Origin of the sequence: Olleya sp. UBA1516 (genome assembly GCF_002323495.1) — a bacterium.
Taxonomy (GTDB): Bacteria; Bacteroidota; Bacteroidia; order Flavobacteriales; family Flavobacteriaceae; genus Olleya.
Map to the genome: position 1 here is coordinate 5,028 of NZ_DCQO01000010.1, position 26,978 is coordinate 32,005.

Below are 26,978 nucleotides of genomic sequence, written 5' to 3' on the forward strand. Positions count from 1 at the left end.
TCATTAAAAAAAGGACCTTACGTTCACTATAAATTAGAGAAAAAAGTAGCTGACAATGTGGAAGCTAACAAAAAGACTGTTATTAAAACTTGGTCAAGAGCAAGTATGATAACACCTGATTTTGTTGGGCAAACAATAGCAGTTCATAACGGTCGTCAGTTTGTTCCAGTTTACGTTACAGAAAACATGGTTGGACATAAGTTAGGAGAATTTTCACCAACAAGATCTTTTAGAGGTCACGCTGGTGCTAAAAATAAAGGTAAAAAGTAAGCTATGGGAAGTCGTAAAAAACAAATGGCAGACGCTATTAAGGAAGGTAAAAAGCAAATAGCTTTCGCTAAACTTAATAACTGTCCTACGTCACCAAGAAAAATGCGTTTAGTAGCCGATTTAGTAAGAGGTGAACGCGTAGAAAAGGCACTTAATATTTTAAAGTTTAGTCAAAAAGAAGCTTCAAATCGTTTAGAGAAATTATTACTTTCTGCGATAGCTAATTGGCAAGCTAAGAATGAAGATGCAAGTATCGAAGATGCTGAATTATTTGTTCAAGAAATAAGAGTAGATGGTGGATCTATGTTAAAAAGATTACGTCCAGCACCACAAGGACGTGCTCACAGAATAAGAAAACGCTCAAACCACGTAACTATCGTGGTTGGAGCTAATAATAAAACACAAAGCTAAGATAGATATGGGACAAAAGACAAATCCAATCGGAAATCGCTTAGGAATTATCAGAGGATGGGAATCTAACTGGTACGGAGGAAACGATTATGGTGATAAACTTGCCGAAGACGATAAGATTAGAAAATACGTTCACGCGCGTTTATCTAAAGCTAGTGTATCTCGTGTAATTATTGAGAGAACTTTAAAACTTGTAACCGTTACTATCACTACTGCTAGACCTGGTATTATTATCGGAAAAGGTGGACAAGAGGTAGACAAGTTGAAAGAAGAACTTAAGAAAATTACAGGTAAAGAAGTTCAGATTAACATCTTTGAAATTAAGAGACCTGAACTTGATGCGTTTTTAGTAGCAACTAGTATTGCTCGTCAAATTGAAAATAGAATTTCTTATAGACGTGCAATTAAAATGGCTATTGCTGCAACAATGCGTATGAATGCTGAAGGAATTAAAGTACAGATTAGTGGTCGTTTGAATGGAGCTGAAATGGCACGTTCAGAACACTACAAAGAAGGACGTATTCCTTTATCAACTTTTAGAGCCGATATTGATTATGCTTTAGTTGAATCTCATACTACTTACGGTAGATTAGGGGTTAAAGTATGGATCATGAAAGGTGAAGTATATGGTAAAAGAGAGCTTTCTCCTCTTGTTGGCTTAGCTAAGAAGCAAGGAAAAGGTGGACGTCAAGGAGGTTCAAAACCACAACAACGTCGTAGAAAGTAATTTTTTAAAGAACAGAAAAAATGTTACAGCCTAAAAGAACAAAATTTAGAAAAATGCAAAAGGGACGTATGAAAGGGAACTCTGGTAGAGGTCACTTACTTTCAAACGGAACTTTTGGAATAAAATCATTGGATTCTAATTTTTTAACATCACGTCAAATAGAAGCAGCTCGTATTGCAGCTACACGTTACATGAAAAGAGAAGGTCAACTTTGGATTAAAATATTTCCAGATAAGCCGATTACAAAAAAGCCTCTTGAAGTACGTATGGGTAAAGGTAAAGGAGCAGTAGAATATTGGGCAGCAGTTGTTAAACCAGGAAGAATCCTTTTTGAAGTTGGAGGAGTGCCTTTAGAAGTAGCTAAAGAAGCATTAAGACTTGCAGCTCAAAAATTACCAGTAAAAACTAAGTTTGTAATCGCTAGAGATTACGAAGCATAATTTATTTGATATTATGAAACAATCAGAAATTAAAGAATTATCTGTAGCTGAGTTACAAGAGAAACTTAGTGAAACAAAGAAGAGCTATTCAGATTTAAAAATGGCTCATGCAGTTTCTCCTTTAGAGAATCCTATTCAATTACGTCAAGTAAGACGTACGGTTGCAAAAATTGCAACAGAATTAACTAAAAGAGATTTAAAATAATTCTGCTTACAAGATGGAAAAAAGAAACTTAAGAAAAGAGCGTATCGGGATCGTTACTAGTAACAAGATGCAAAAATCAATTGTTGTTGCAGAAGTTAAAAAAGTAAAACACCCTATGTACGGAAAATTCGTGTTGAAAACTAAAAAATATGTTGCACACGATGAGACAAACGATTGTAATATTGGAGATACAGTAAAGATCATGGAAACAAGACCTTTAAGTAAATCTAAATGTTGGAGATTAGTTGAAATAATTGAAAGAGCGAAGTAATTATGGTACAACAAGAATCAAGACTAAGAGTAGCAGATAACACTGGAGCAAAGGAAGTATTAACTATCCGTGTTTTAGGTGGTACTAAAAGAAGATATGCTTCTGTAGGTGACAAAATTGTTGTCACTGTTAAAGATGCAACTCCTAATGGAAACATTAAAAAAGGAGCAGTATCAACAGCAGTAGTTGTGCGTACTAAAAAAGAAGTTAGACGTCCAGACGGATCTTATATCAGATTTGATGATAACGCTTGTGTCCTTTTAAATCCTACGGGAGAAATGAGAGGTACACGTGTTTTTGGACCTGTAGCTAGAGAACTTCGTGATAAACAATTCATGAAAATTGTATCATTGGCACCAGAGGTGCTTTAATTGATAAAAAAATGACAAAGCTAAAAATAAAAACAGGAGATATCGTCAAGGTTATAGCTGGTGATCATAAAGGTTCTGAAGGTAAAGTACAAAAAGTATTTATCGAGAAGAACAAAGCTATAGTTGAAGGAGTAAACATGGTTAAGAAACATACTAAACCAAGTGCACAAAATCCTCAAGGTGGTATTGTAGAAAAAGAGGCATCTATCAACATTTCTAACCTATCTTTATTAACTTCTAAAGGAGAAGAGACTAGAGTAGGATTTAGAATGGAAGGTGATAAGAAAGTCAGATTTTCTAAAAAATCAAATGAAGTAATATAGTTATGGAATATTCACCGAGACTAAAAGAAGAGTATAAAAGCAAAGTAATTGCTGCTCTTACAGAAGAATTTGGATACAGTAATGTAATGCAAGTGCCAAAACTACAAAAGATAGTATTATCTAGAGGTGTTGGGGCTGCAGTTGCTGACAAGAAATTGGTTGACTATGCAGTTGATGAATTTACAACTATCACAGGTCAAAAAGCTGTATCTACTTTATCTAAAAAAGATGTTGCAACTTTCAAATTACGTAAAGGAATGCCAATTGGTGCTAAAGTTACGTTAAGAGGAGAAAGAATGTATGAGTTTTTAGATCGTTTAATAACTTCTGCACTTCCACGTGTTAGAGATTTTAACGGAATAAAAGCTACAGGTTTTGACGGAAGAGGTAACTACAATTTAGGAGTTACTGAACAAATTATCTTTCCAGAAATAAATATTGACAAAGTTAATAAAATTGACGGAATGGATATTACATTTGTAACTTCTGCTGAAACAGATAAAGAAGCAAAATCATTATTAACAGAATTAGGGTTACCTTTTCAAAAAAACTAAGTTATGGCTAAAGAATCAATGAAAGCCCGCGAGGTTAAAAGATCGAAGACAGTAGCTAAATATGCTGAAAAACGTAAAGCTCTTAAAGAAGCTGGAGATTATCAAGCATTACAAAAGTTACCTAAAAACGCATCGCCTATACGTCAACATAATAGATGTAAATTAACAGGTAGACCAAAGGGATATATGCGTACCTTTGGACTTTCTCGTGTTATGTTTAGAGAAATGGCAAATCAAGGTTTAATACCAGGTGTTAAAAAAGCAAGTTGGTAAAATTTTAATTGGTCTTAGGTTCGGGATATTCTGAAAACCAAGTCCGCAAATAAATACATATGTATACAGATCCAATAGCAGATTACTTAACTAGAATTAGAAACGCAGTGCGTGCTAATCACAGAGTTGTAGAAATTCCTGCTTCAAATTTAAAAAAGGACATTACTAAAATATTATTCGATCAAGGATATGTTTTAAGTTATAAGTTCGATGATTCTACTGTTCAAGGTACAATCAAAATTGCCTTAAAATACAATAAGGAAACAAAAGAACCTGTAATTAGAAAATTGCAAAGAATCAGTAAGCCTGGTTTACGTAAATATTCTAGTTCTACAGAATTACCACGTATACTTAATGGTTTAGGTATTGCAATCGTTTCTACTTCTCACGGAGTAATGACTGGAAAGCAAGCGCAAAGAGAAAACGTTGGTGGTGAAGTTTTATGTTACGTTTACTAATTTAAAATCCAGAAGAAAATGTCAAGAATAGGAAATAATCCAGTTGCCATTCCAGAAGGAGTAACTGTAACAGTTGATAACAATACAATAACAGTAAAAGGAAAATTAGGTGAGTTAACTCAATATTTTGATACTGTTGAAGTAAAAGTTGAAGATGGAAATGTATTAGTAACACGTTCTACAGATACTAAAGATCAAAAAGCTAAGCATGGTTTATACCGTTCATTAGTTTTTAATATGATTGAAGGTGTTTCAAAAGGTTGGACTAAACAATTAGAATTAGTTGGTGTAGGTTATAGAGCTTCTAATCAAGGTAATGTCCTTGAACTAGCTTTAGGTTTTTCACACAACATTATTTTAAGTTTAGCACCAGAAGTACAAGTAGAAACTGTGTCTGATAAGGGTAAGAATCCAATAATCAAATTAACTTCTCATGATAAACAATTAGTAGGACAAGTTGCTGCTAAAATCAGAGGATTTAGAAGACCTGAACCGTACAAAGGAAAAGGTATTAAGTTTGTTGGAGAAGTATTAAGAAGAAAAGCAGGTAAATCAGCATAATAATTAGTTATGGCGTTAACAAAAAACGAAAGACGAATAAGAATTAAAAACAGAATCCGTAAGGTTGTTTCTGGTACAGAAGCAAGACCTAGATTAGCTGTTTTTAGAAGTAATAAAGAAATTTATGCTCAATTAGTAGATGACGTTACTGGTAAAACATTAGCTGCTTCATCTTCTAGAGATAAAGATATTGCTGCAAAAGGAAATAAAGTAGAACTAGCTGCATTAGTAGGTAAGTCTATCGCAGAAAAAGCCTTGAAGGCTGGTGTTGAAACGATCGCTTTTGATAGAGGTGGTTATTTATATCATGGTAGAGTAAAATCGTTAGCTGAAGGAGCTAGAGAAGGAGGACTTAAATTCTAAGAAATTATGTATCAAAAATACAAAAGCGCAGAGTTAGTAAAACCAAGTGGATTAGATCTTAAAGATCGTTTAGTTGGTGTGCAAAGAGTTACTAAGGTAACTAAAGGAGGTAGAGCATTTGGTTTTTCTGCAATCGTAGTGGTTGGAGATGAAGCTGGTGTTGTAGGTCAAGGTTTAGGAAAATCAAAAGATGTTGCTAGTGCAATTGCAAAAGCAATAGAAGATGCTAAGAAAAACCTAGTTCGTATCCCTATCATGAAAGGAACATTACCTCATGAACAAAAAGGTAAATTTGGTGGAGCAAGAGTAAATATTATTCCTGCAGCTCCTGGAACAGGAGTTATTGCTGGTGGAGCTGTGAGAACAGTTTTAGAGGCAGTAGGTGTACATGATGTTTTATCTAAATCTCAAGGTTCATCAAATCCACATAATGTTGTTAAGGCTACTTTTGATGCTTTATTACAATTAAGAGACCCTAAAACGATTGCTCGTGAAAGAGGTGTTTCTTTAGAAAAAGTTTTTAACGGATAATCACAACAGCAATGTCGAAGATAAAAGTAACAAAAGTTAAAAGTGCAATCAACAGAACTCAAAGACAAAAAAGAACTTTATTAGCTCTTGGTCTTAAGAAGATTGGACAAACTATAGAACATGAGGCTACACCTAATATTTTAGGTATGGTAGCAAAAGTAAACCACTTAGTTTCTGTAGAAGAAACTAAATAATAATACTGAAAATGGATTTAAGTAATTTAAAACCTGCAGAAGGTTCAGTTAAAAATCAAGGTAAAAGAATAGGTAGAGGACAAGGTTCTGGAAAAGGTGGTACTGCGACACGTGGTCACAAAGGAGCTAAGTCAAGATCTGGTTATTCTAAGAAGGTAGGTTTCGAAGGAGGGCAAATGCCACTTCAACGTAGAGTGCCTAAGTTTGGTTTTACTAACATTAATCGTATAGAGCATCAAGGTGTTAACTTAGATGTTATTCAACAATTAGTTGACGATAAGAAAATTAAAGATACTTTAGATTTTGATACTTTAGTAGGTCTTGGTTTAGCTGGTAAAAACGAGCTAGTTAAGATTTTAGGAAGAGGAGAGTTAAAAGCTAAATTAAGTATCACAGCTCATAAATTTACTGCTACTGCAAAAGCTGCTATTGAAGCTGCAGGAGGAGAAGCTGTAACTTTATAAGAACAATCGAACGCATGAAATTTATAGAGACATTAAAAAATGTTTGGAAAATTGAAGAACTAAGAAATAGAATTCTAGTAACACTAGGTCTACTTTTAGTTTATCGTTTCGGAGCACAAGTAGTATTACCAGGTATTGACGCAACCCAATTAGAAAGCCTACAAACTGGAACATCAGAAGGTATTTTTGGGATATTAAATGCCTTCACAGGAGGTGCATTTGCTAATGCTTCTGTATTTGCACTTGGAATTATGCCATATATTTCTGCTTCTATTGTAGTTCAATTAATGGGAATTGCTATTCCTTATTTGCAAAAACTACAAAAAGAAGGCGCTAGTGGTCAGAAAAAGATTACTCAAATAACACGTTGGTTGACTATAGCAATATGTTTAGTTCAGGCACCAGGTTATTTAGCTAGTTTACAACCTATGTTTGGTATTCCAAACTCGGCCTTTTTATTAGGGCAAGGTGGTATGTTTTATTTCTCATCAATAGTTATACTAGTAACTGGTTGTATTTTTGCAATGTGGTTAGGTGAGAAAATAACAGATAAAGGAATTGGTAATGGTATATCACTATTAATTATGGTGGGTATTATCGCTACGCTTCCTAAATCTTTCTTACAAAATGCTGCTTCTAGATTAGAAACAGGTAATAATGTAATGATGATTTTATTTGAAATCGTTATTTGGTTTGTTATTATTCTTCTTTCAATCTTGTTAGTAATGGCAGTTCGTAAGATTGCAGTACAATATGCTAGGCGTTCAGCAACTGGAGGTTACGAGAAAAATGTATTTGGATCAAGACAATATATTCCTTTAAAGCTTAATGCTTCTGGTGTAATGCCAATCATTTTTGCTCAAGCGATTATGTTTGTTCCTGGTTTAATTGGTGGTTCATCTTTATTAAAAGATACTGCTTCTGGATTATGGTTACAATCTAATTTCTCTGACATCTTCGGATTTTGGTATAATTTAGTATTTGCATTATTGATTATTATATTTACATATTTTTATACTGCGATTACCGTTCCTACAAATAAAATGGCTGATGATCTTAAACGAAGCGGAGGATTTATTCCAGGTATTCGTCCAGGATCAGAAACTTCTGAATATCTAGACAAAATTATGTCTCAAATAACTTTACCAGGTTCTATTTTTCTTGCATTAATAGCTGTGTTCCCAGCATTTATTGTTAAGTTACTTAACGTTCAATCTGGTTGGGCTTTATTTTTCGGAGGTACATCTTTATTAATTATGGTTGGAGTTGCAATTGACACTATGCAACAAGTAAATAGTTACTTGTTAAATAGACACTATGATGGCTTGATGAAAACTGGTAAAAACAGAAAAGCAGTAGCTTAATATTTTAACTATGGCAAAACAAGCAGCAATAGAACAAGACGGAACTATAATTGAAGCATTATCAAATGCTATGTTCCGTGTTGAATTAGAAAATGGTCATATTGTGACCGCACATATTTCGGGTAAGATGCGTATGCATTATATTAAGTTGTTACCAGGAGATAAAGTTAAACTAGAAATGAGTCCTTATGATTTAACTAAGGCTCGTATAACCTATAGATACTAATACGATGAAAGTAAGAGCATCAATTAAAAAGAGAAGTGCAGATTGTAAGATTGTGCGCAGAAAAGGTAGACTTTACGTCATTAACAAAAAGAATCCTAGATTCAAACAAAGACAAGGGTAATTATGGCAAGAATCGCAGGTGTAGACATACCAAAACAAAAAAGAGGAGTGATCTCATTAACTTATATCTACGGAGTAGGTAGAAGTAGAGCTCAAGAAATTTTAGCTGAGGCTAAAGTTGACGAAAACATCAAAGTACAAGACTGGACAGATGATCAAATTGGAGCAATCCGTGAAACTGTAGGTACTTATACTATTGAAGGTGAATTACGTTCTGAAACACAATTAAACATTAAGCGTTTAATGGATATTGGTTGTTACAGAGGAATTCGTCATAGAGTTGGTTTACCTTTAAGAGGTCAACGTACTAAGAATAACTCTAGAACAAGAAAAGGAAGAAGAAAAACAGTTGCTAACAAGAAAAAAGCAACTAAATAATAAGTAGTATGGCAAAGACAAACGCTAAAAGCACAAAAAAACGTAAAGTTATTATTGACGCTGTTGGAGAAGCTCACATTACTGCTTCTTTCAACAATATCATTATTTCACTTACAAATAAAAAGGGAGATGTCATTTCATGGTCATCTGCTGGTAAGATGGGATTTAGAGGTTCTAAGAAAAACACACCTTATGCAGCACAATTAGCAGCAGAAGACGCTTCTGAAGTAGCTAAAGAAGCTGGATTAAAAAAGGTAAAGGTTTATGTTAAAGGACCTGGAAATGGTAGAGAATCTGCTATACGATCTATCCATAATGCAGGAATTGAAGTAACAGAAATAATTGATGTTACTCCATTACCACATAATGGTTGTCGTCCTCCTAAAAGAAGAAGAGTATAAGTTTACTACATAGTACTTTACTTAAGCAATAAAAAAATTAATATCGTCTGTTTATCAGATGGTATTAATTTTTTGTATAAATTTGCAAACTGAAAATTTAAAACAAGTATCAACAAAGAGATTAACGATTATCGAAGGATAAGATTTAGACCTTAATTCATAATCACTCTTAAATCAATTTAAAAATGGCAAGATATACTGGTCCTAAAACTAAAATAGCTCGTAAATTTGGTGAAGCTATATTCGGAGACGATAAGTCTTTTGAGAAAAGAAATTACCCACCAGGTCAACATGGAAACAACAGAAGACGTGGTAAAAAATCTGAGTACGCAATCCAATTAATGGAAAAGCAAAAAGCTAAATATACTTACGGTATTTTAGAGCGTCAATTCAGAAACATGTTTAAAAGAGCAACTGCAGCTCAAGGAATCACAGGTGAAGTATTACTTCAAATTTGTGAATCTAGATTAGATAATGTAGTGTTTAGAATGGGATTATCTCCTTCTAGAAGCGGAGCAAGACAACTTGTATCTCACAGACATATTACTGTTAATGGAGAGTTAGTAAACATACCTTCATACCAACTTAATGCTGGAGATGTTGTTGCTGTAAGAGAGAAGTCTAAATCTTTAGAGTCTATTGATAGATCTTTATCAAACTCTAGTAATGTATATGAGTGGATTACTTGGAATAGCGAGAAAAAGGAAGGTACTTACGTTTCTGTTCCTGCTAGAATCCAAATCCCAGAAAATATTAATGAGCAATTCATCGTAGAATTATACTCTAAATAATAAATTATTAACATTGGTGTTTAGCCAAAGGGTTTATTTGTGCTTCTTCAAACTTATAAACCGCGCAACTAAATAACAATTAAAACGAAGAAAAATTATGGCAGTATTTAATTTCCAAAAGCCTGATAAGGTAATAATGATTGATTCAACTGACTTCGAAGGTAAATTCGAATTCAGACCTTTAGAACCAGGTTATGGACTAACAGTAGGAAATGCTTTAAGAAGAGTTTTATTATCTTCTCTAGAAGGGTTTGCTATCACATCTGTTAGAATAGAAAGTGTAGACCACGAGTTTTCAACAATAGCAGGTGTTGTTGAAGACGTAACAGAAATTATTTTAAATCTTAAACAAGTTCGTTTTAAGCGTCAAATAGAGGATGTGGATAACGAATCTATTTCGATTTCAATTTCTGGTCAAGACAAAATTGTAGCAGGAGATTTCCAGAAATTTATTTCAGGTTTCCAAGTATTAAATACAGATCAAGTGATTTGTAACTTAGATTCTAAGGTAAATATCAACATGGAAATTACTGTTGAAAAAGGTAGAGGATATGTTCCTGCAGAAGAAAACAAAAAAGCTTCAGCACCAATAGGTACTATTTTTACTGATTCAATTTACACACCAATTAAAAATGTTAAGTACAGCATTGAGAATTATCGTGTAGAACAAAAAACGGATTACGAAAAATTAGTTTTCGAAATTCAGACTGATGGTTCTATTACGCCTCAAGATGCATTAACAGAAGCTGCAAAAACTCTGATTCACCACTTTATGTTATTCTCTGATGAGCGTATTACATTAGAAGCTGATGAGATTGCTCAAACTGAAACTTATGATGAAGAATCACTTCACATGAGACAGTTACTTAAAACTAAATTAGTAGATATGGACCTTTCTGTTCGTGCTCTAAATTGTTTAAAAGCAGCAGAGGTAGATACTTTAGGAGACTTAGTATCTTTTAATAAAAATGATTTAATGAAGTTCCGTAATTTTGGAAAGAAATCTTTAACAGAGCTTGAAGAGCTAGTAAATGTTAAAGGATTAAATTTCGGAATGGATCTTTCAAAATACAAACTAGATAAAGACTAATACATCATATTTTGCTCCTCATAAAGAGTTTGAGCAAGATGATGATTAAAAACAAATGTCATGAGACACGGAAAAAAAGTAAACCATTTAGGTAGAAAAACTGCTCACAGAAAATCAATGTTGGCAAATATGGGTTGTTCTTTAATAGAACATAAACGTATTAACACAACTGTTGCTAAAGCTAAAGCTTTAAAAGGATTTATTGAGCCATTAATCACTAAGGCTAAAGATGATACGACGCACAACAGACGTCTAGTATTTTCTAAATTGCGTCAAAAAGAAGCTGTAACTGAACTTTTTAGAGATGTTGCTGCTAAAATTGGTGATCGTCCAGGTGGATATACTAGAATTATCAAGTTAGGAAACCGTTTAGGTGATAACGCTGATATGGCAATGATTGAATTAGTAGATTACAACGAAATCTACAATGCAGATAAAAAAGCTAAGAAAACTACTCGTAGAAGTCGTAGAGGTGGTAGTAGTAATACTGTTACTCCTCCAGTTGCTTCAAATGAAGAAGAATAGTTTCTTAATTTGCTGTTAAATTATTATTAAAAGAGAGATAAGCTTTATAAGTTTATCTCTTTTTTTTTACATTTAAGCAAACATTTTTATATGAAACCTATCTTTTTACTTATTGCTTTTATAGTTATGACTTCGGTGTCAGCACAAGTTATTAAAAACGAAGTTTCTACAGGTCAAGCTAAGCATCCTAATCTTCCTTTAGTAGATCTTAATTCTAGATTACAAGACAAATTTAATGCTGTAAATTATCAAGGTTATTATTTGGCTAATGCAAGTCTACCTGATGTTTCTGGTTCTCCATTTCCCTTTGAAGATGCTATTATTATAATTAACACTACAGATGGTAAATCATATAAAGTGCCAAACGGAAATTATAATGCAAGTACAGATGAAGTTGTATCTAATTTTGCCAAAGACTCTTCTTTTGTATTTCAATCCAAAACCATTAAAAGTGTAAAGTTTGATAAATATACAGCTACACGATATAAAGATAAAAACGATAAAGACCATTTCTATTTTGAATTAACGCCTCATGCTTCTATCAGGTTGTTGAAAAAGTATTCAGCTAAAGTTATTGATGGTCAAATTAATGTTTTAACAAAACAAAAAACGTCTTCTGATATGTTTAGTTTATCAGACAGCTATGGCATAACTATTGATGATAAAACTGTAACAGAATTTAAACTGAACAAAAAGTCTGTTTTAAAACTATTGTCTAATCATAAAAAGTTAATTCAAGACTTTGTTAAAAATGAAAATTTATCATACAAAGAAGAATATGACGTTATTAGAATTCTAAATTATTATAGTGTTATTTCAAAATCAAATTAAATATAATTCACACACACACACACACACACACATTCAAAAAATCACACATGAAAAACTACTTATTTATTTTTACTTTATTAGTATCAACCTTATCCTTTGCACAAGGAAGTAACGGTTTTAGCTCAAACTTATCATCTGCAACTATGGATAATAGTCAGCAAAATATGTTTAATGCGGTTAATTACCAAGGTGCTTACTTAGCAAATGGTAAATCAAGCGCTGTTATAGGATCTCCTTTTGCATTTGAGGATGCTACAATTGAAATCACTTCAAAGGAAGGTAAAGTTTATAAAGTACCAAACGGAAATTATAATGCTAAATCAAACCAAATCGTTTCAAATTTTGCCAAAGACTCTTCTTTCGTTTTTGACGCAAAAGCAATAGAGTCTGTTAAATTTGATAAGTATGTTGCTAAGATCTATAGAGATGAAGATAGCAGAGCTAAATTCTTTTTTGAATTAACGCCACATGCTACGGTTAAGCTTTTAAAAAGATACGAAGCGATAATTAAAGATGGTCAGATTAATGTAATGACTAAGCAAAAAACATCTCCAGATAAATATGTTGTTAATGATAGTTATGCAGTTTCAAAAGATGGAGTAACTACGGAAGAATTTAAATTGAAAAAGAAATCAATTTTAAAATTACTTGGTGACAAGAAAAAGTTAGTCGAAAAATTTGTTGACGATAATGATTTATCTTACAAAGAGGAAGCAGATGTTGTCAAGATATTTAATTATTATAGCATTAATTAAGATGCAAGACATTAAAAAAGGGTAATCTATTTTAGATTATCCTTTTTTTTATGCAATTTTGTGAAACTTTTAGAATTATGAAATATCAAAGATTAAAAAAAGCTCTGATCTTATTAGAGGATGGCACCATTTTTCATGGAAAAGCTGTTGGTAAAGAAGGAACAGCATTTGGAGAAATTTGCTTCAACACAGGAATGACTGGATATCAAGAAATTTTTACAGATCCTTCATATTTTGGTCAACTTATGGTAACAACCAATGCTCATATTGGTAATTATGGTGTTAATGATAACGAAAACGAATCGGACTCGATTAAAATTTCGGGATTAATCTGTAAAAATTTTAGTTATGATTTTTCAAGAGTTGACTCAAACGGATCTTTAGAGGACTTTCTTAACAAGCATAATCTACTTGCAATTTCAGATGTGGATACCAGAGCCTTAGTTAGTTATATTAGAGACAATGGTGTCATGAATGCTATTATATCCACAGATGTAGATAATATAGATGGTTTAAAGCAACAGTTAGCAGATGTACCATCTATGAGTGGACTAGAGTTAGCATCAAAAGTATCTACCAAAGAGCCATATTTTATTGGTGATGAAAATGCTCCAATCAAAATAGCTGCATTAGACATAGGTATAAAAAAGAATATTTTACGTAACCTAGTTAAAAGAGAGGCTTATGTTAAAGTATTTCCTTACAATGCAACATTTGAAGATTTAAATTCATGGAATCCTGATGGATATTTCTTGTCTAATGGACCAGGTGACCCAGAACCATTGGTAGAAGCTCAAGCATTAGCTAAAGAAGTTATAAAAAGAGATTTGCCATTATTTGGTATTTGTTTAGGACATCAAGTAATCGCTTTAGCTAACGGAATTTCGACTTACAAAATGCATAATGGACATCGAGGAATAAATCATCCCGTTAAAAACTTAATTACAGGTAAGGGTGAAATTACATCTCAAAACCATGGATTTGCAGTAAATAGGGAAGAGGCTGAAGCGCATCCAGACATTGAAATCACGCATGTGCATCTAAACGATAATACAGTTGCAGGTTTAAAGATGAAATCTAAAAACGTGTTCTCTGTACAATATCATCCAGAAGCAAGTCCAGGACCACATGACTCATCCTATTTATTTGACCAATTTATAAGTAATATAAAAAATAAATAATATTAAAAAGACAACGATTTTAAAGTTTCGTTGTCTTTTTTATTTTACTAAAACGTTATAGATAAAATTTTATGTATTTCTATTATAAATCCTATATATAGCTGAAAATTAAACGTTAAATTTGAAATTAATAAACTAAAATCACACACATATGAGTATTATAATTAATGTTCACGCAAGACAAATTTTTGATTCCAGAGGAAATCCAACGGTAGAAGTAGATGTTGAAACAGAAAACGGTTATGTTGGTAGAGCAGCAGTACCTTCTGGAGCTTCAACAGGAGAACATGAAGCTGTAGAGTTACGTGATGGAGGACCTAAATACATGGGTAAAGGAGTTAGTAAAGCTGTAGATAATGTAAATAATATTCTAGCTGAAGAGCTTTTAGGAGTTAATGTTTTTGAACAAAATTATGTAGATACATTAATGTGTAAAATAGACGGTACACCTAATAAATCTAAGTTAGGTGCCAATGCTATTTTGGGAGTATCTTTAGCTGTTGCTAAAGCTGCTGCTGCAGAATTAGGGATGCCATTATATAGATACATTGGAGGCGTTAGTGCAAATACATTACCAGTGCCAATGATGAATATCATTAACGGAGGATCACATAGTGATGCACCTATCGCATTTCAAGAGTTTATGGTTATGCCAGTCAAAGCCAAAAACTTTTCTCATGCATTACAAATGGGAACAGAAATTTTTCATAACCTGAAAAAAGTATTACATGACAGAGGTTTAAGTACAGCTGTAGGTGATGAAGGTGGTTTTGCACCAACTTTAGATGGTACTGAGGATGCTTTGGATACTATCGCAATAGCTGTTAAAAATGCAGGATATACACTTGGAGACGATGTAATGATTGCTTTAGATTGTGCTGCTGCAGAATTTTATGTTAATGGAAACTACGATTATTCTAAATTTGAAGGCGAAACTGGTAAAGTACGTTCAAGTAAAGAACAAGCAGATTACTTAGCAGAATTGTCTAGAAACTACCCTATTATTTCTATTGAAGATGGTATGGATGAAAACGACTGGGAAGGTTGGAAATATTTAACTGAACAAGTTGGTGATAAAGTACAATTAGTAGGTGATGATTTATTTGTTACCAATGTAGAAAGATTATCAAGAGGAATAAAAGAAGATATTGCTAATTCTATCTTAATAAAAGTAAATCAAATTGGTACTTTAACCGAAACTATTGCTGCTGTAAATATGGCTCATAACGCAGGATATACTTCAGTAATGTCTCATAGATCAGGAGAGACTGAGGATAATACAATTGCAGATTTAGCAGTAGCACTTAATTGTGGACAGATAAAAACAGGATCTGCATCTCGTAGTGATCGTATGGCTAAATACAACCAATTACTTCGTATTGAAGAAGAATTAGGTGAAGTAGCTTACTATCCAAAAGATAAAGCATTCAAGATTAAAAGATAAGTAATTTACTATTCTAAATACAAAGCCTTTCAGCGTAAGTTGAAAGGCTTTTTTAGTTTTATTCATATTGATAAATTAAACCTATACTAAAATTGTTAAAACCATTATAAATACCCTTTCTAAATCGTTATAGTTTTTGTAAATTTACAATTCTAAATAAACATACATTAAATCAATATACATGTCAAATAAAGCAACGCTTGAAATTAATGGAGAAAAACACGAATTTCCCTTAATTGTAGGTACTGAAAATGAAATAGGAATAGATATCAAAAATCTTAGAGCTGTTACAGGTGGTGTGACAACTATTGATCCAGGTTATAAAAATACAGGATCATGTGAGAGTGCTATTACTTTTTTAGATGGAGAAAAAGGAATTTTAAGATACAGAGGTTATTCTATTGAAGAATTAGCTGAAAAAGCAGATTTCCTTGAGGTAGCGTTTTTATTAATTTTTGGTGAATTACCAACTAAAGAGCAACTTAGTAAATTTGAAAAAGATATTAAGGAGCAGTCAGTTGTTGATGACGATGTAAAGAAAATTTTAGATGCATTTCCTAAGTCAGCACATCCAATGGGTGTCCTTTCTTCTTTAACAAGTGCTTTAACAGCATTTAACCCATCATCGGTAAACGTAGACTCAGAAGAGGATATGTACAATACTGTATGTAAGATTATGGGTAAATTTCCGGTGTTAGTAGCATGGACAATGCGTAAGCAAAAAGGTTTACCATTAGATTATGGAGATGATAACTTAGGCTATGTAGAAAACATCCTTAAAATGATGTTTAAAAAACCTAATCAGGACTATACACAAAATCCAATCCTAGTTAATGCTTTAGATAAGTTATTAATTTTACATGCAGATCATGAGCAAAACTGTTCTACATCTACAGTTAGAATAGTAGGATCATCTCACGCAGGTTTATTTGCATCTTTATCTTCAGGTATTTCAGCACTTTGGGGACCATTACATGGTGGAGCAAATCAAGCAGTTTTAGAGATGCTTGAAGCAATTAAGGAAGATGGTGGAGACACTAAAAAATATATGGCTAAAGCTAAGGATAAAGAAGATCCTTTCCGTTTAATGGGCTTTGGACACAGAGTATATAAAAACTTTGATCCAAGAGCAAAAATCATTAAAAAAGCTGCTGATGAAGTATTAGGAGATTTAGGAATCGATGATCCTGTATTAGATATTGCTAAAGGATTAGCAGAAGAAGCTTTAAGCGATTCATATTTTGTAGATCGTAAATTATATCCAAACGTAGATTTCTATTCTGGTATTATTTATAGAGGTATGGGAATCCCAACAGAAATGTTTACCGTTATGTTCGCTTTAGGACGTTTGCCAGGTTGGATTGCACAATGGAAAGAAATGCGTAACCGTAAGGAACCAATTGGACGTCCAAGACAAATATATATTGGAGAAAACTTAAGGTCTTTCAAATCAATTTCTGAAAGATAGATTTCAATTATTAATATTAAAAAAAGCTTCATAAATCATTATGAAGCTTTTTTATATCTTTACTTTATGTTAAAACTAAACGTAAAAAACGAAACCTCTAGATTAAGAGCAGTCGTTTTAGGAACAGCAGTTAGTAATGGTCCAACACCAAAACTAGAAGAAGCATACGACCCAAAATCGTATTTGCATATCAAAGCAGGTACTTACCCAATTGAAGCAGATATGGTCAATGAAATGGAGGCTGTAGCTAAGATATTTGAAAAATACGATGTAAAAGTTTATAGACCAGAATTAATAAAGAATTGCAATCAGATTTTTGCAAGAGATATTGCTTTTGTAATTGATGATGTGTTTGTAAAAGCAAACATACTACCCGAAAGAGAAAATGAATTAGATGCTATTCAATACTTAATTGATACAATAGACCCTAAAAAAGTGATCCGTCCACCTGAGGAAGTACACATCGAAGGAGGAGACGTAATGCTTTGCAATGACTATATCTTTATTGGAACTTATAGAGGTGACGATTATTCAGACTATATCGTAGCTAGAACAAATCAAGCAGGAGTAGATTATATAACACAACAGTTTCCGCATAAAAAAGTTAAAAGTTTTGATTTAAATAAATCGCAAACTAATGCTTATGATAATGCACTGCATTTAGATTGTTGTTTTCAACCAATAGGTACTGATAAAGCAATTTTACATAAAGAAGGTTTTAGAGACCAAACTGAGTATGAATGGTTGTTAAATTACTTTGGAAAGGACAATTGTTTTATTATATCTAAAGAAGAAATGTTTAACATGAATAGTAATATTTTTAGTATTTCTGAAGACGTTATTATTTCAGAAAAAAACTTTACTAGACTTAATACTTGGTTGCGCGACAAAGGGTTTACAGTAGAAGAAGTGCCTTATGCCGAAATAGCAAAACAAGAAGGTTTGTTGCGATGCAGCACAATGCCTTTAATTAGGGATTAAAAGACAATACTTATAAATAAAAAGCCTCTTTAAATAAAGAGGCTTTTTTTTGTCAATTTTTTAAGGATTTGTAGACCATAATGCAGCGCTTTTAAGCATTGCTCTTCTAGGTAGTTTTAGTCCAGCTACAATTAACTCTGCAAAATCATCTGGTTGTAAAACACTGTCTTCAGAGTTTTTATCTGCGATACCTAAATTAATAGACATATCAGATGCAATTGTACTTGGAGTTAAAGTACAAACTCTAATATTATTTTTTCTTACCTCTTTCATTAAAGACTCTGACATACCAATCACAGCAAATTTTGATGCAGAATAAGCAGATGTATTAGCATTACCATTTAATCCAGCAGTTGATGATATATTAATAATATCTCCTTCGTTTTGGTTTATTAAATATGGTAAAACCTCTTTAGTTACGTAATACATTCCCATAACGTTGGTTTGAATAATTTTACTCCATTGGTCAACTTCCATATCATTTAAAGACCCAAAAGCAGCTATTCCTGCATTATTTACTAAAATGTCTACTTTTCCTAATTGGTCTATAATAGTTTTTATTCCGTCTTTAACAGCCTCGTAATTACCTACATCAAAAACAGCATAAATTGCATTGACACCTAATGCTTTTAATTGGGTTACGGTTTCCTGTAAGTCTGCTTCATTTCTTCCAGTAATTGCAACATCAATCCCTTCTTTAGCAAAAGCAATAGCAGTAGCTTTACCTAAACCTTTACTTCCTCCTGTAATTATTGCTTTTCTATTTTTTAAATGTTCCATAATTGTTTTAGTATCTATATGTTTTTATATTGTTTATCTAGCCTCATAAAATTATAGAGACTATTATAAGAGTTAACGAAATTATAGGATTTTTTTCAGAAAGTCAAACTAAAACGAAACTCTAAAACTAACATTTGGTGTTATCCCTAATGATGTGTTTTCAATAGTAGTGACTTTATTATTATCAATAGTATAATAGGTGTTTAGTATATTTTCTCTGTTAAGAATATTCCATACAGACGCTCCAACAACAGCTTTATTTTCGCCTAGTTTAAATTGATATGTAGCAGATAGATCTGCTCTAATATAGGAGCTTAACCTACTACTGTTTGGTGCATTATAATTAATAGTGTTATTAATTATAGGCGTATTGTCATTGACTTGCGTGTAAGGTTTACCAGAATGCCAATTGATACCAAAAGCTAATTTTAGTTGTTGCCAACTATACGTGCTACCATAATTAATTTGATGTTTTATATCAAAATTACTAGGGAAAGCGTTACTGTTATTTAAGTCTTTAAACGTATAATTATTATTGCTATAACTATAGCCTATCCATGTACTAAAACGGTTAATTTGTTTGTTGGCTAATACATCAATACCCTTAACATCATAACCTCCATTAACATTAATAAATTGATATTGGTTTTGCAATCCTTGACTTCGGGTAGTCACGCCATTAACCGTTTTATAATAGCCTTCAATACTTAATAATAATTTGTTTTTATTATAAGTTAGCCCTAAACCTAACTGCTTACTTTTTTGAATTGGAATGGTATTATTGTTAGCCAAAACCCATCGACGCTTTTCTACACCTAAAAAGTCGTTTTGTAAATCTATTAACTGTGAAGTGGTTTGACTTTTATATTCACCTGAAAGTTCGGCTCTAAAATGTTTTAAAAAGCGTTGACTAATATGTAACCTTGGTTCTAAAACACCTATTTTAAAATTTTTGAAGTAATTATGACGAAACCCTAGTTTAATTAAAGATTTTTTGTTTTTGGATTGTAATATCGTTTCGGCATAGACGCTATGTGCTGTTAAGCTTCGCTTTAGGTTTACATCTAAAAAAGGGTCATTTGTTTCTTCTAAATTACTTACCGAAACTTCGTTAAATTGATAACCTCCATTAATTGAAAAAGAGGTATTAAAATCATAGTAAGCATCAATATTAAAACCAGTATCAACTACTTTATTTTCTTGTATTAAACGTTGGTTGTTTGCCATATCATAGTCCGAAGATCTTAAATCGTAATTTGAGTAATACCCTTTAATTGTGGTGTTGAATTTGTTATTCCAAATATGTTGATATTGTATAGCAGATGCTCTGTTTTGTTGTTTTAGTTGATTACTGTTATTTACTGAGGCATCACTATTTGAGGACTCCTCAAAATCTAATTGATTAAATACACTTAATAATGTAAAACGTAATTTATCTTTTTCTGTAATATTGTGTAAGAGTTTTAATGAGATATCACTAAACCTAAAGGTTTGATTGTCTTTAAACGAATGTTCTGTGTTAGACACTTCAGAGTCCTGAAACACACGTTTAAAATATTGATTATACGTTGGTGTATTTAGTAGGTCAGTAATAGCACGTCTAGTTGCTAATTGTAGTTGTGTTTTTGGTGTTAATGGTATAATAGCAAAACCATCTGCAGTAATCATATTTATGCCTATTCCAGCGCTAAAATCGGCATCTATATTATCCGATAATTTCATGTCAATCATACTACTAATTCCGTCACCAAATCGTGCGCTTGTTCCATTTTTTATAACAGAGACGTGTTTTGTTAAATACGGATTAAAAGCCGATATTAATCCAAAAAAGTGTCCTGATTGATACATTTTTATTCCGTCATATAAAATAAGGTTTTGATCATGTGTTCCTCCTCTAACATTAATATTAGATACGGTTTCATCTACACTTAAAACACCAGGTATGGCTTGTATGGTTTGTAGTATATCAGGTTCAATTAAACCAGGTAAAATTTCAAAGGATTTTGGTGATATGGTTATATGACCAGATTTGTTTTTGTCTATACCAGTGGTTAAGTAATTAGAGATAGTAATTTCGTCTAATTTTTGAAAAGAAAAACCATTTATATTGCCTGTAACGGTAATAAAATGGTCGTCTAATTTGTTGAATTTTATGTCAGTTTCGAGTTCTATTTTTGATAACATATCATCTAAAGAATCCTTGCTATCAAACGTCACAAAAACACCCTTAATAACTTTGTCTGCATAAGAAAAACTAACTTTATACTGATACTCTATGGTAGATAGGACATCTAATAAAGGGAGTTTTTTATTTTGGGCATAAAAAGAAAAGCTAAAGGCTAATGCAATAATTAATAATAGGGTCTTTTTTAACGATTTATTCACGCGTTAAAATAATGGTTTTGTTAACTTTTTTATAGCGTAATTGTAGTGGTTGTGTTATGGACTGTAATGCTATATTAATGTCATTGTGTGTAAACTTACCCGAAAACAATTCGTCTTGTTTAATCGTTTTAGCATCAATTTTTACATTATACTGTCTTTCAAACTCGTCTAAAACTTCGCTTAAAGGTACGCTAATAAAACTACTTAGACTGTTTAACCAATCTGGTTTTTTTGCATTTAAAGTTAACCGCTCAATAGGTTTGTTATTAATTATTAAAAAGGAATCTCCTGCTTTTAATTTGGTTTCAGTACTGTTAAAAGTCACATTAACTAAGCCTTCATAGCAGGTAACTTCAAAATAATTTTGACGTTGCTTAACATTAAATTCTGTTCCCAAAACGGTTACTATTCCTGATGTTGTAACAACATTAAAGGTGCTTCCTTTTTTAACTTTAAAAAAGGCTTCACCTTCCAATTTAAGGCTGCGTGTATTGTCTGTCCATTGTTTTGGATTATAAGTGATTTTGGATAAGGCATTTAAATTAACTTCAGAGTTGTCCGGTAGTTGTATTAATGACTTTTCTGCATAATATGTATTAATAGTGGTGTCTAACGTTGTGGTATAATAATAGGCGCCAAAACATATTGCTAAAATAGCTGCAATTTTAAGTAAAGGAGATAGCCAATTAGTTTGTCTTTTTGGCGGTTGTTCAATACTGGTAAGTATTGTTTGTAAAGTCTGGTCAGTGTTAAACTCTGGCGCTTTAAAACCTTGACTGTAATTAGATAATTTTACTATAGCCTCATAGTCCTCAAGCGCTTTAAACGTTTCAAGTTCTTGAGGAGTTAGGTCGTTGTCCAACCATTTTAATATTAGTGCTTCTTTATTCATAACTTTAATCTAACTATATAACAAGACCATCCGGAAAATTCCTACCCTTAGGGTAAAAAAATAAAATTTATAACCCATCTATTTCTTGTCTTAATTTTTTTAAGGCACCATAAATGCGTTTTTCTACAGCTTTGGTACTAATGTCCAAAAGTGCAGCAATTTCTTTAAAACGTTTACCTTCCACACGATTCATTAAAAAGGCAACCCGTTGTGCTTCAGTTAAATTAGCTATAGCTTTTTCTAACTTTTGACGGTATTCATCTTCTTCCATTAAAAATTCCGGAGATAAATTGGTTTGATGTGTTGTTTTTGTCTGTTGGTGTTTTAGGACTACTTTTTGGTGTGCAACCTCATTTAGCATTAAGTTGTTTGCAATTGTAAAAACATAACTTTTAGCTTTATCGGGACTTACTTTTTTACAATTTTCCCACAGCTTTATAAAAGCTTCTTGGGTTTTGTCTTCTGGATTTAAACGGTCTCCAAACTTGTAATATAAAAAGCTATGTAAGCTTTTTGCGTGCTTTTTAAAAAATGCCTCGAATCGGGATTTATCACAAATATTTTTATATAACTGTTTTGACATAATTTTATTAAAGTACTACAAAATAGAACTATTTTTTTTGATAATCAGGTAGGTATTTTAAATAAACAACTGTTTTATACTTGAAACAATGTAAAACATATACTGACTACTAGTGTATTAAATATGTGATTTTAATGAAATTTAAACAACCTCTTTTTAAACTATTATTAGTGTTTGGCTTATTTTTTAATTGTCAAAATGAAACTATTAATAGTGTTGATCAACAAAGTGAAACACTAGAATATAATTCTACGTTATTCAATTTAATTAGCACAATTGCATTGGATGAAGATATTAATTGTTTGGATTTTGAATTTCCATTGACTGTTTCCATTTATGATGCAGATTTCCAGTTAGCAGATATCGTAACTATAGATAATGATGAAGCATTGTATTTATTTTTGCAAACGTTAGAAACCTCTATTGTAGCTAGTTTAAACTTTCCTATCACCATGGTTTTACCTGATGAGCAACAAATTGTAGTAAATTCTAATCAAGCCTTACAATCTAGTATAACCTTAGAAGGTAATAGCTGTGACAGTGTAAGTTCTTGTACCCAAACAGCTATAGCTAATTATTTAATGGATTGTGATCAGTTACCAACAATAAATGGGTTTTCACCTTACTTGACCCATTTTAATTTTCAGGAAGATAATAACATAACTGTTTTATACGAAGGCGATATGTTATTTAATGGTACTTGGGATATTACGACTATAGATGGGAATGTGTATGTGTTTATTACAATTAGCGGATTAGACAATTATAATGGACAATGGGAAGTTGTACAATGTGAATCAGAACAATTAGTTTTAGAACAGGAAGATTCAGAACTCATATTGACCCAAAATTGCAGTCCAAACCCATTTAGCTGTTTTGAAGATATAAATCTCACTATTTGTGATGCGGATGGAGATTTAATAGAGACTTTTAATTTAGATGAATTTTATCAAGATTGCGATCAAAGTAATGTTGGTATTAGTTATCATATATCTTATGATGATGCTGTTAATAACACCAATTCATTGACATCGACCTTTACAAATGTTACAAATCCGCAGACCATTTACGTTAGGGTAGCGCAATATAGTAATCCTGATATATATCAAATATTTACAATAGTTATAACAGTTGAAGACTGCACATAATTAAATAATCACATAATTATAATATAGTCATTAGATAGTCTAACTATTAAAAATTTAGTTTTAGTTAAGTTAATTATTATCATGTTTAAAAGGTTGCTAATTTTAGTAGCCTTTTTTTATGGAATTATTTATATATGAAACTTCGTAAATACGCTTCAAATTGCTATTTTTGTGCTTCTTAAAAACAGAAAAAATTATGTTTAATAATTTAAGCGAAAAGTTAGATAAAGCGTTACACGTACTAAAAGGACATGGTAGCATTACAGAAGTAAACGTTGCCGAAACCCTAAAAGAAGTACGTAGAGCACTTTTAGATGCCGATGTTAACTTTAAAATTGCTAAAGAATTTACTAATAGAGTAAAAGAAAAAGCACTAGGTCAAAACGTATTAACAACGTTACAACCAGGACAATTAATGGTTAAAATCGTTAAAGACGAATTAACTGAATTAATGGGAGGAGATGTAGAAGGCATAAACATGTCTGGTACACCAACTATTATATTAATGTCTGGTTTACAAGGGTCTGGTAAAACTACTTTTTCTGGTAAATTAGCCAACTTTTTAAAAACCAAAAAAACTAAAAAACCTTTATTAGTTGCGTGTGACGTCTATCGTCCAGCAGCTGTTGATCAGTTACACGTTGTAGGAGATCAAATAAAAGTTGATGTTTATAGTGATAAAGGAAACACAGATCCAGTAGCTATTGCTCAAGCAGGTATTGCGCATGCAAAGCAAAATGGACATAACGTCGTTATTATTGATACAGCAGGTCGTTTAGCTGTGGATGAGGCGATGATGAAAGAAATTTCTAATATTCACAAAGCAATACAACCACAAGAAACATTATTTGTAGTAGACGCTATGACAGGTCAAGATGCTGTAAATACAGCAAAAGCCTTTAATGATGTTTTAAACTTTGATGGTGTTATCTTAACAAAATTAGATGGAGATACACGTGGTGGAGCAGCAATATCTATTAAATCTGTAGTAAATAAACCAATTAAGTTTATTGGTACAGGAGAGAAGATGGAAGCGATTGATGTATTCTATCCTTCACGTATGGCAGATCGTATTCTTGGAATGGGAGATGTTGTCTCTTTAGTAGAACGTGCTCAGGAACAATTTGATGAGGTAGAAGCTAGAAAATTACAAAAGAAAATCGCTAAAAATCAATTTGGTTTTGACGACTTCTTAAAGCAAATTCAGCAAATCAAGAAAATGGGTAATATGAAAGACCTTATTGGAATGATTCCTGGTGCTGGAAAAATGATGAAAGATATAGATATAGACGATGATGCTTTTAAAGGTATCGAAGCTATTATTCACTCGATGACAGTTAAAGAGCGTACTAATCCATCTATTATTGATGCTAGTCGTAAAAAACGAATTGGTAAAGGATCTGGTACTTCGGTTCAAGAAGTTAACCAATTACTGAAGCAATTTGATCAAATGAGTAAGATGATGAAAATGATGCAAGGTGGAAAAGGAAAAGCAATGATGAATGCAATGAAAAACATGAGGTAACTCATGTTTTTTTATTTTATATAATTAACTAACACACACAACTATAAAATATGACAATTCTAGACGGTAAAAAAGTCAGCAACGATATTAAAAACGAAATCAAAGCGGAAGTCGACAAGATGAAAGCTAATGGCGAAAAAGTTCCTCATTTAGCAGCAGTTATTGTAGGTAACGATGGTGCAAGTTTGACTTACGTAGGAAGTAAAGTTAGAGCTTGTGAGCGTGTTGGTTTTGAATCTACTATGGTTAGATTGTCTAATACAACCAGTGAAGTTGAATTGTTAGATAAAATTGACGAGCTTAATAATAATCCTGATATTGATGGCTTTATTATTCAGTTACCATTACCAGAACAAATAGATACACAAAAAGTTTTAATGGCTGTGCATCCAGATAAGGATGTGGATGGGTTTCATCCAATGAATTTTGGTAAAATGGCATTAGACATGTCTACCTTTATTCCAGCAACACCATTTGGTATTTTAGAATTGTTAGACAGATATAACGTAGACACTAAAGGTAAGCACACAGTGGTTATTGGTCGTTCTCATATTGTTGGTCGTCCTATGAGTATTTTAATGGGTCGTAAAGGGTTTCCTGGTAACAGTACAGTAACCTTAACACATAGTCACACTAAAAATATTACACAAATTACAAGTCAAGCAGACATTATAATTTCTGCGTTAGGTGTACCAAACTTTTTAAAAGCAGAAATGGTAAAAGATGATGCTGTTATTATAGATGTGGGTATTACTAGAGTACCTGACGACACTAAAGAAAGAGGTTACCGTATAACTGGTGATGTTGATTTTGAAAATGTTAGTAAAAAAGCTAGTCACATCACACCTGTTCCTGGTGGAGTAGGACCAATGACTATAGCCATGTTATTAAAAAACACTTTATTAGCTAGAGAACGTCACAGAAAATCTAATAAAAATTAATTACTTATTTTTAAACCTGAAATTAATCATTTCAGGTTTTTTTATGCAAATACTATCTCGTGTTCAGTTTGGAAGTTTAGAGCATCTTCTGCCAATAGTTGTGGCTGTAATTTTGTGTTGGTTTTTATTTTATCTAATCAAAACACAATCAGATCATCTAAAGTTTAAAGTATTTAAAGGCTTAGGTATTTTTGTGTCTGGTTTTATGGCTATTTTTCATTTGTATAAAATTGGACAAGGTGGTTACAGTTTACAAACAGATTTACCCTTGTTTTTATGTAGCTTTATGGCTTTGTTTATATTTATATTCACTTTAACAAGACGATTTTTACTCTTCGAAATCTTATTATTTTGGACCATAGTAGGTACATCGCAAGGCGTTATTACTCCAGATATTGAGGTAGGATTTCCTAGTTATGATTATATAAGGTATTGGATTGTTCATCTTGGGCTTTTAACAATTATAGCCTATGCTATAGTGGTCTTAAAAATGCGACCAAAATTTAAAAGTGTATTTAAATCTTTTGTAGTACTGCAGGTTTATGTTTTGATAATTATGGTAATTAACTACCTGTTGGATGCCAACTATTCTTATTTAAATAATAAACCACTTTCTGGATCAGTACTAGATTTGTTGGGTGATTGGCCAAATTATGTAATTATAGTTCAATTAGCTTTATTACCATTGTTTTTGCTTATTTACGTGCCTTTTTTTTGGTCTAACAAATATTATAACACTAAATAAGAACAATA

At 32.1% G+C, this 26,978-nt stretch carries 38 protein-coding genes; 34 read left to right on the forward strand and 4 right to left on the reverse strand.

Features of this window, described 5'->3' with window-relative positions; all coding sequences use genetic code 11:
• The 30 genes from rpsS to B2989_RS06715 all read left to right on the forward strand — a co-directional run.
• The coding region (rpsS, locus tag B2989_RS06570) for a 30S ribosomal protein S19 (protein WP_292946119.1) at positions 1–270 on the forward strand (270 nt) is incomplete at its 5' end.
• Between the two features lie 3 nt (positions 271–273).
• Positions 274–681 carry a 50S ribosomal protein L22 gene (rplV, locus tag B2989_RS06575; protein ID WP_145000908.1) on the forward strand — a complete coding sequence of 136 codons (408 nt, stop codon included), beginning with the start codon at positions 274–276 and terminating at the stop codon, positions 679–681.
• Between the two features lie 7 nt (positions 682–688).
• Positions 689–1,408 (forward strand): 30S ribosomal protein S3, encoded by a 720-nt coding sequence (gene rpsC / locus B2989_RS06580; RefSeq protein ID WP_292946122.1) that lies wholly within the window; start codon positions 689–691, stop codon positions 1,406–1,408.
• A gap of 20 nt (positions 1,409–1,428) precedes the next feature.
• On the forward strand, positions 1,429–1,848 hold the full coding sequence (rplP, locus tag B2989_RS06585) for a 50S ribosomal protein L16 (protein WP_028283876.1): 420 nt from the start codon (positions 1,429–1,431) through the stop codon (positions 1,846–1,848).
• Positions 1,849–1,861: 13 nt separating this feature from the next.
• Entirely contained in the window at positions 1,862–2,053 is a 192-nt protein-coding gene (rpmC, locus tag B2989_RS06590) for a 50S ribosomal protein L29 (protein WP_028283877.1), read from the forward strand.
• 13 nt (positions 2,054–2,066) lie between these two features.
• On the forward strand, positions 2,067–2,324 hold the full coding sequence (gene rpsQ, locus B2989_RS06595; protein WP_028283878.1) for a 30S ribosomal protein S17: 258 nt from the start codon (positions 2,067–2,069) through the stop codon (positions 2,322–2,324).
• Between the two features lie 2 nt (positions 2,325–2,326).
• A complete protein-coding gene (gene rplN / locus B2989_RS06600; protein ID WP_028283879.1) occupies positions 2,327–2,695 on the forward strand; it encodes a 50S ribosomal protein L14 in 369 nt (122 codons plus the stop codon).
• 11 nt (positions 2,696–2,706) lie between these two features.
• Positions 2,707–3,018, forward strand: coding sequence for a 50S ribosomal protein L24 (rplX, locus tag B2989_RS06605; RefSeq protein WP_292946130.1), 312 nt, complete (start codon positions 2,707–2,709; stop codon positions 3,016–3,018).
• 2 nt (positions 3,019–3,020) lie between these two features.
• Positions 3,021–3,572 (forward strand): 50S ribosomal protein L5, encoded by a 552-nt coding sequence (gene rplE, locus B2989_RS06610; RefSeq protein ID WP_292946133.1) that lies wholly within the window; start codon positions 3,021–3,023, stop codon positions 3,570–3,572.
• 3 nt (positions 3,573–3,575) lie between these two features.
• A complete protein-coding gene (gene rpsN, locus B2989_RS06615) occupies positions 3,576–3,845 on the forward strand; it encodes a 30S ribosomal protein S14 (RefSeq protein ID WP_028283882.1) in 270 nt (89 codons plus the stop codon).
• Between the two features lie 59 nt (positions 3,846–3,904).
• Complete coding sequence (gene rpsH / locus B2989_RS06620; protein WP_145000899.1) at positions 3,905–4,303, forward strand: 30S ribosomal protein S8; 399 nt, start codon at positions 3,905–3,907, stop codon at positions 4,301–4,303.
• Between the two features lie 18 nt (positions 4,304–4,321).
• A complete protein-coding gene (gene rplF, locus B2989_RS06625) occupies positions 4,322–4,864 on the forward strand; it encodes a 50S ribosomal protein L6 (RefSeq protein ID WP_292946139.1) in 543 nt (180 codons plus the stop codon).
• Positions 4,865–4,873: 9 nt separating this feature from the next.
• The gene (gene rplR / locus B2989_RS06630; RefSeq protein ID WP_145000895.1) at positions 4,874–5,227 is read left to right on the forward strand and encodes a 50S ribosomal protein L18; all 354 of its coding nucleotides are present in this window, start codon (positions 4,874–4,876) and stop codon (positions 5,225–5,227) included.
• A gap of 6 nt (positions 5,228–5,233) precedes the next feature.
• Positions 5,234–5,758: a 30S ribosomal protein S5 gene (gene rpsE / locus B2989_RS06635; RefSeq protein WP_099570084.1), complete on the forward strand. Its 525-nt coding sequence runs from the start codon at positions 5,234–5,236 to the stop codon at positions 5,756–5,758.
• Between the two features lie 11 nt (positions 5,759–5,769).
• Positions 5,770–5,952, forward strand: a complete 183-nt coding sequence (rpmD, locus tag B2989_RS06640; protein ID WP_028283887.1) for a 50S ribosomal protein L30 — start codon at positions 5,770–5,772, stop codon at positions 5,950–5,952.
• Between the two features lie 11 nt (positions 5,953–5,963).
• Complete coding sequence (gene rplO, locus B2989_RS06645) at positions 5,964–6,416, forward strand: 50S ribosomal protein L15 (RefSeq protein ID WP_090841251.1); 453 nt, start codon at positions 5,964–5,966, stop codon at positions 6,414–6,416.
• Between the two features lie 14 nt (positions 6,417–6,430).
• On the forward strand, positions 6,431–7,780 hold the full coding sequence (secY, locus tag B2989_RS06650) for a preprotein translocase subunit SecY (protein ID WP_145000893.1): 1,350 nt from the start codon (positions 6,431–6,433) through the stop codon (positions 7,778–7,780).
• 10 nt (positions 7,781–7,790) lie between these two features.
• Entirely contained in the window at positions 7,791–8,006 is a 216-nt protein-coding gene (gene infA, locus B2989_RS06655; protein WP_007094967.1) for a translation initiation factor IF-1, read from the forward strand.
• Positions 8,007–8,010: 4 nt separating this feature from the next.
• Complete coding sequence (ykgO, locus tag B2989_RS06660) at positions 8,011–8,127, forward strand: type B 50S ribosomal protein L36 (RefSeq protein WP_010519235.1); 117 nt, start codon at positions 8,011–8,013, stop codon at positions 8,125–8,127.
• A 2-nt stretch (positions 8,128–8,129) separates the two neighbouring features.
• Entirely contained in the window at positions 8,130–8,504 is a 375-nt protein-coding gene (gene rpsM / locus B2989_RS06665) for a 30S ribosomal protein S13 (RefSeq protein ID WP_028283890.1), read from the forward strand.
• A gap of 8 nt (positions 8,505–8,512) precedes the next feature.
• Positions 8,513–8,905, forward strand: a complete 393-nt coding sequence (gene rpsK / locus B2989_RS06670; RefSeq protein ID WP_028283891.1) for a 30S ribosomal protein S11 — start codon at positions 8,513–8,515, stop codon at positions 8,903–8,905.
• Between the two features lie 185 nt (positions 8,906–9,090).
• Complete coding sequence (gene rpsD / locus B2989_RS06675; RefSeq protein ID WP_145000891.1) at positions 9,091–9,696, forward strand: 30S ribosomal protein S4; 606 nt, start codon at positions 9,091–9,093, stop codon at positions 9,694–9,696.
• 97 nt (positions 9,697–9,793) lie between these two features.
• On the forward strand, positions 9,794–10,786 hold the full coding sequence (locus tag B2989_RS06680) for a DNA-directed RNA polymerase subunit alpha (RefSeq protein WP_028283893.1): 993 nt from the start codon (positions 9,794–9,796) through the stop codon (positions 10,784–10,786).
• Positions 10,787–10,846: 60 nt separating this feature from the next.
• Entirely contained in the window at positions 10,847–11,311 is a 465-nt protein-coding gene (rplQ, locus tag B2989_RS06685; RefSeq protein WP_145000889.1) for a 50S ribosomal protein L17, read from the forward strand.
• Positions 11,312–11,401: 90 nt separating this feature from the next.
• On the forward strand, positions 11,402–12,142 hold the full coding sequence (locus B2989_RS06690) for a hypothetical protein (protein ID WP_292946290.1): 741 nt from the start codon (positions 11,402–11,404) through the stop codon (positions 12,140–12,142).
• Positions 12,143–12,189: 47 nt separating this feature from the next.
• Entirely contained in the window at positions 12,190–12,897 is a 708-nt protein-coding gene (locus tag B2989_RS06695; RefSeq protein ID WP_292946292.1) for a hypothetical protein, read from the forward strand.
• A 77-nt stretch (positions 12,898–12,974) separates the two neighbouring features.
• Positions 12,975–14,078: a glutamine-hydrolyzing carbamoyl-phosphate synthase small subunit gene (carA, locus tag B2989_RS06700; RefSeq protein WP_292946295.1), complete on the forward strand. Its 1,104-nt coding sequence runs from the start codon at positions 12,975–12,977 to the stop codon at positions 14,076–14,078.
• Positions 14,079–14,229: 151 nt separating this feature from the next.
• Positions 14,230–15,522 carry a phosphopyruvate hydratase gene (eno, locus tag B2989_RS06705; RefSeq protein WP_099570092.1) on the forward strand — a complete coding sequence of 431 codons (1,293 nt, stop codon included), beginning with the start codon at positions 14,230–14,232 and terminating at the stop codon, positions 15,520–15,522.
• 181 nt (positions 15,523–15,703) lie between these two features.
• Positions 15,704–16,990 (forward strand): citrate synthase, encoded by a 1,287-nt coding sequence (locus B2989_RS06710; RefSeq protein WP_145000881.1) that lies wholly within the window; start codon positions 15,704–15,706, stop codon positions 16,988–16,990.
• A 66-nt stretch (positions 16,991–17,056) separates the two neighbouring features.
• Positions 17,057–17,971 (forward strand): dimethylarginine dimethylaminohydrolase family protein, encoded by a 915-nt coding sequence (locus B2989_RS06715; protein WP_292946301.1) that lies wholly within the window; start codon positions 17,057–17,059, stop codon positions 17,969–17,971.
• A gap of 60 nt (positions 17,972–18,031) precedes the next feature.
• Here the strand turns inward: B2989_RS06715 and B2989_RS06720 are convergent, their stop codons facing one another.
• From B2989_RS06720 to B2989_RS06735, 4 genes are all read right to left on the reverse strand, one after another.
• Positions 18,032–18,751 carry a 3-ketoacyl-ACP reductase gene (locus tag B2989_RS06720; protein WP_292946303.1) on the reverse strand — a complete coding sequence of 240 codons (720 nt, stop codon included), beginning with the start codon at positions 18,749–18,751 and terminating at the stop codon, positions 18,032–18,034.
• Positions 18,752–18,859: 108 nt separating this feature from the next.
• Positions 18,860–21,136 (reverse strand): TonB-dependent receptor plug domain-containing protein, encoded by a 2,277-nt coding sequence (locus B2989_RS06725; protein WP_292946306.1) that lies wholly within the window; start codon positions 21,134–21,136, stop codon positions 18,860–18,862.
• A complete protein-coding gene (locus tag B2989_RS06730; RefSeq protein WP_292946309.1) occupies positions 21,129–22,028 on the reverse strand; it encodes a FecR family protein in 900 nt (299 codons plus the stop codon). The genes B2989_RS06725 and B2989_RS06730 overlap by 8 nt, the downstream gene beginning before the upstream one ends.
• 67 nt (positions 22,029–22,095) lie before the next feature.
• Positions 22,096–22,611 (reverse strand): RNA polymerase sigma factor, encoded by a 516-nt coding sequence (locus B2989_RS06735; protein WP_292946312.1) that lies wholly within the window; start codon positions 22,609–22,611, stop codon positions 22,096–22,098.
• A gap of 134 nt (positions 22,612–22,745) precedes the next feature.
• On the opposite strand from B2989_RS06735, the gene B2989_RS06740 reads away from it, so the two are divergent.
• The 4 genes from B2989_RS06740 to B2989_RS06755 all read left to right on the forward strand — a co-directional run bounded on the left by B2989_RS06740 (position 22,746) and on the right by B2989_RS06755 (position 26,970).
• Entirely contained in the window at positions 22,746–23,759 is a 1,014-nt protein-coding gene (locus tag B2989_RS06740) for a hypothetical protein (protein ID WP_292946315.1), read from the forward strand.
• Between the two features lie 196 nt (positions 23,760–23,955).
• Complete coding sequence (gene ffh / locus B2989_RS06745; RefSeq protein WP_292946318.1) at positions 23,956–25,284, forward strand: signal recognition particle protein; 1,329 nt, start codon at positions 23,956–23,958, stop codon at positions 25,282–25,284.
• 50 nt (positions 25,285–25,334) lie between these two features.
• Entirely contained in the window at positions 25,335–26,225 is an 891-nt protein-coding gene (locus B2989_RS06750) for a bifunctional 5,10-methylenetetrahydrofolate dehydrogenase/5,10-methenyltetrahydrofolate cyclohydrolase (protein ID WP_292946321.1), read from the forward strand.
• Positions 26,226–26,268: 43 nt separating this feature from the next.
• On the forward strand, positions 26,269–26,970 hold the full coding sequence (locus tag B2989_RS06755) for a TIGR02206 family membrane protein (protein ID WP_292946324.1): 702 nt from the start codon (positions 26,269–26,271) through the stop codon (positions 26,968–26,970).
• Positions 26,971–26,978 lie beyond the last annotated feature (8 nt).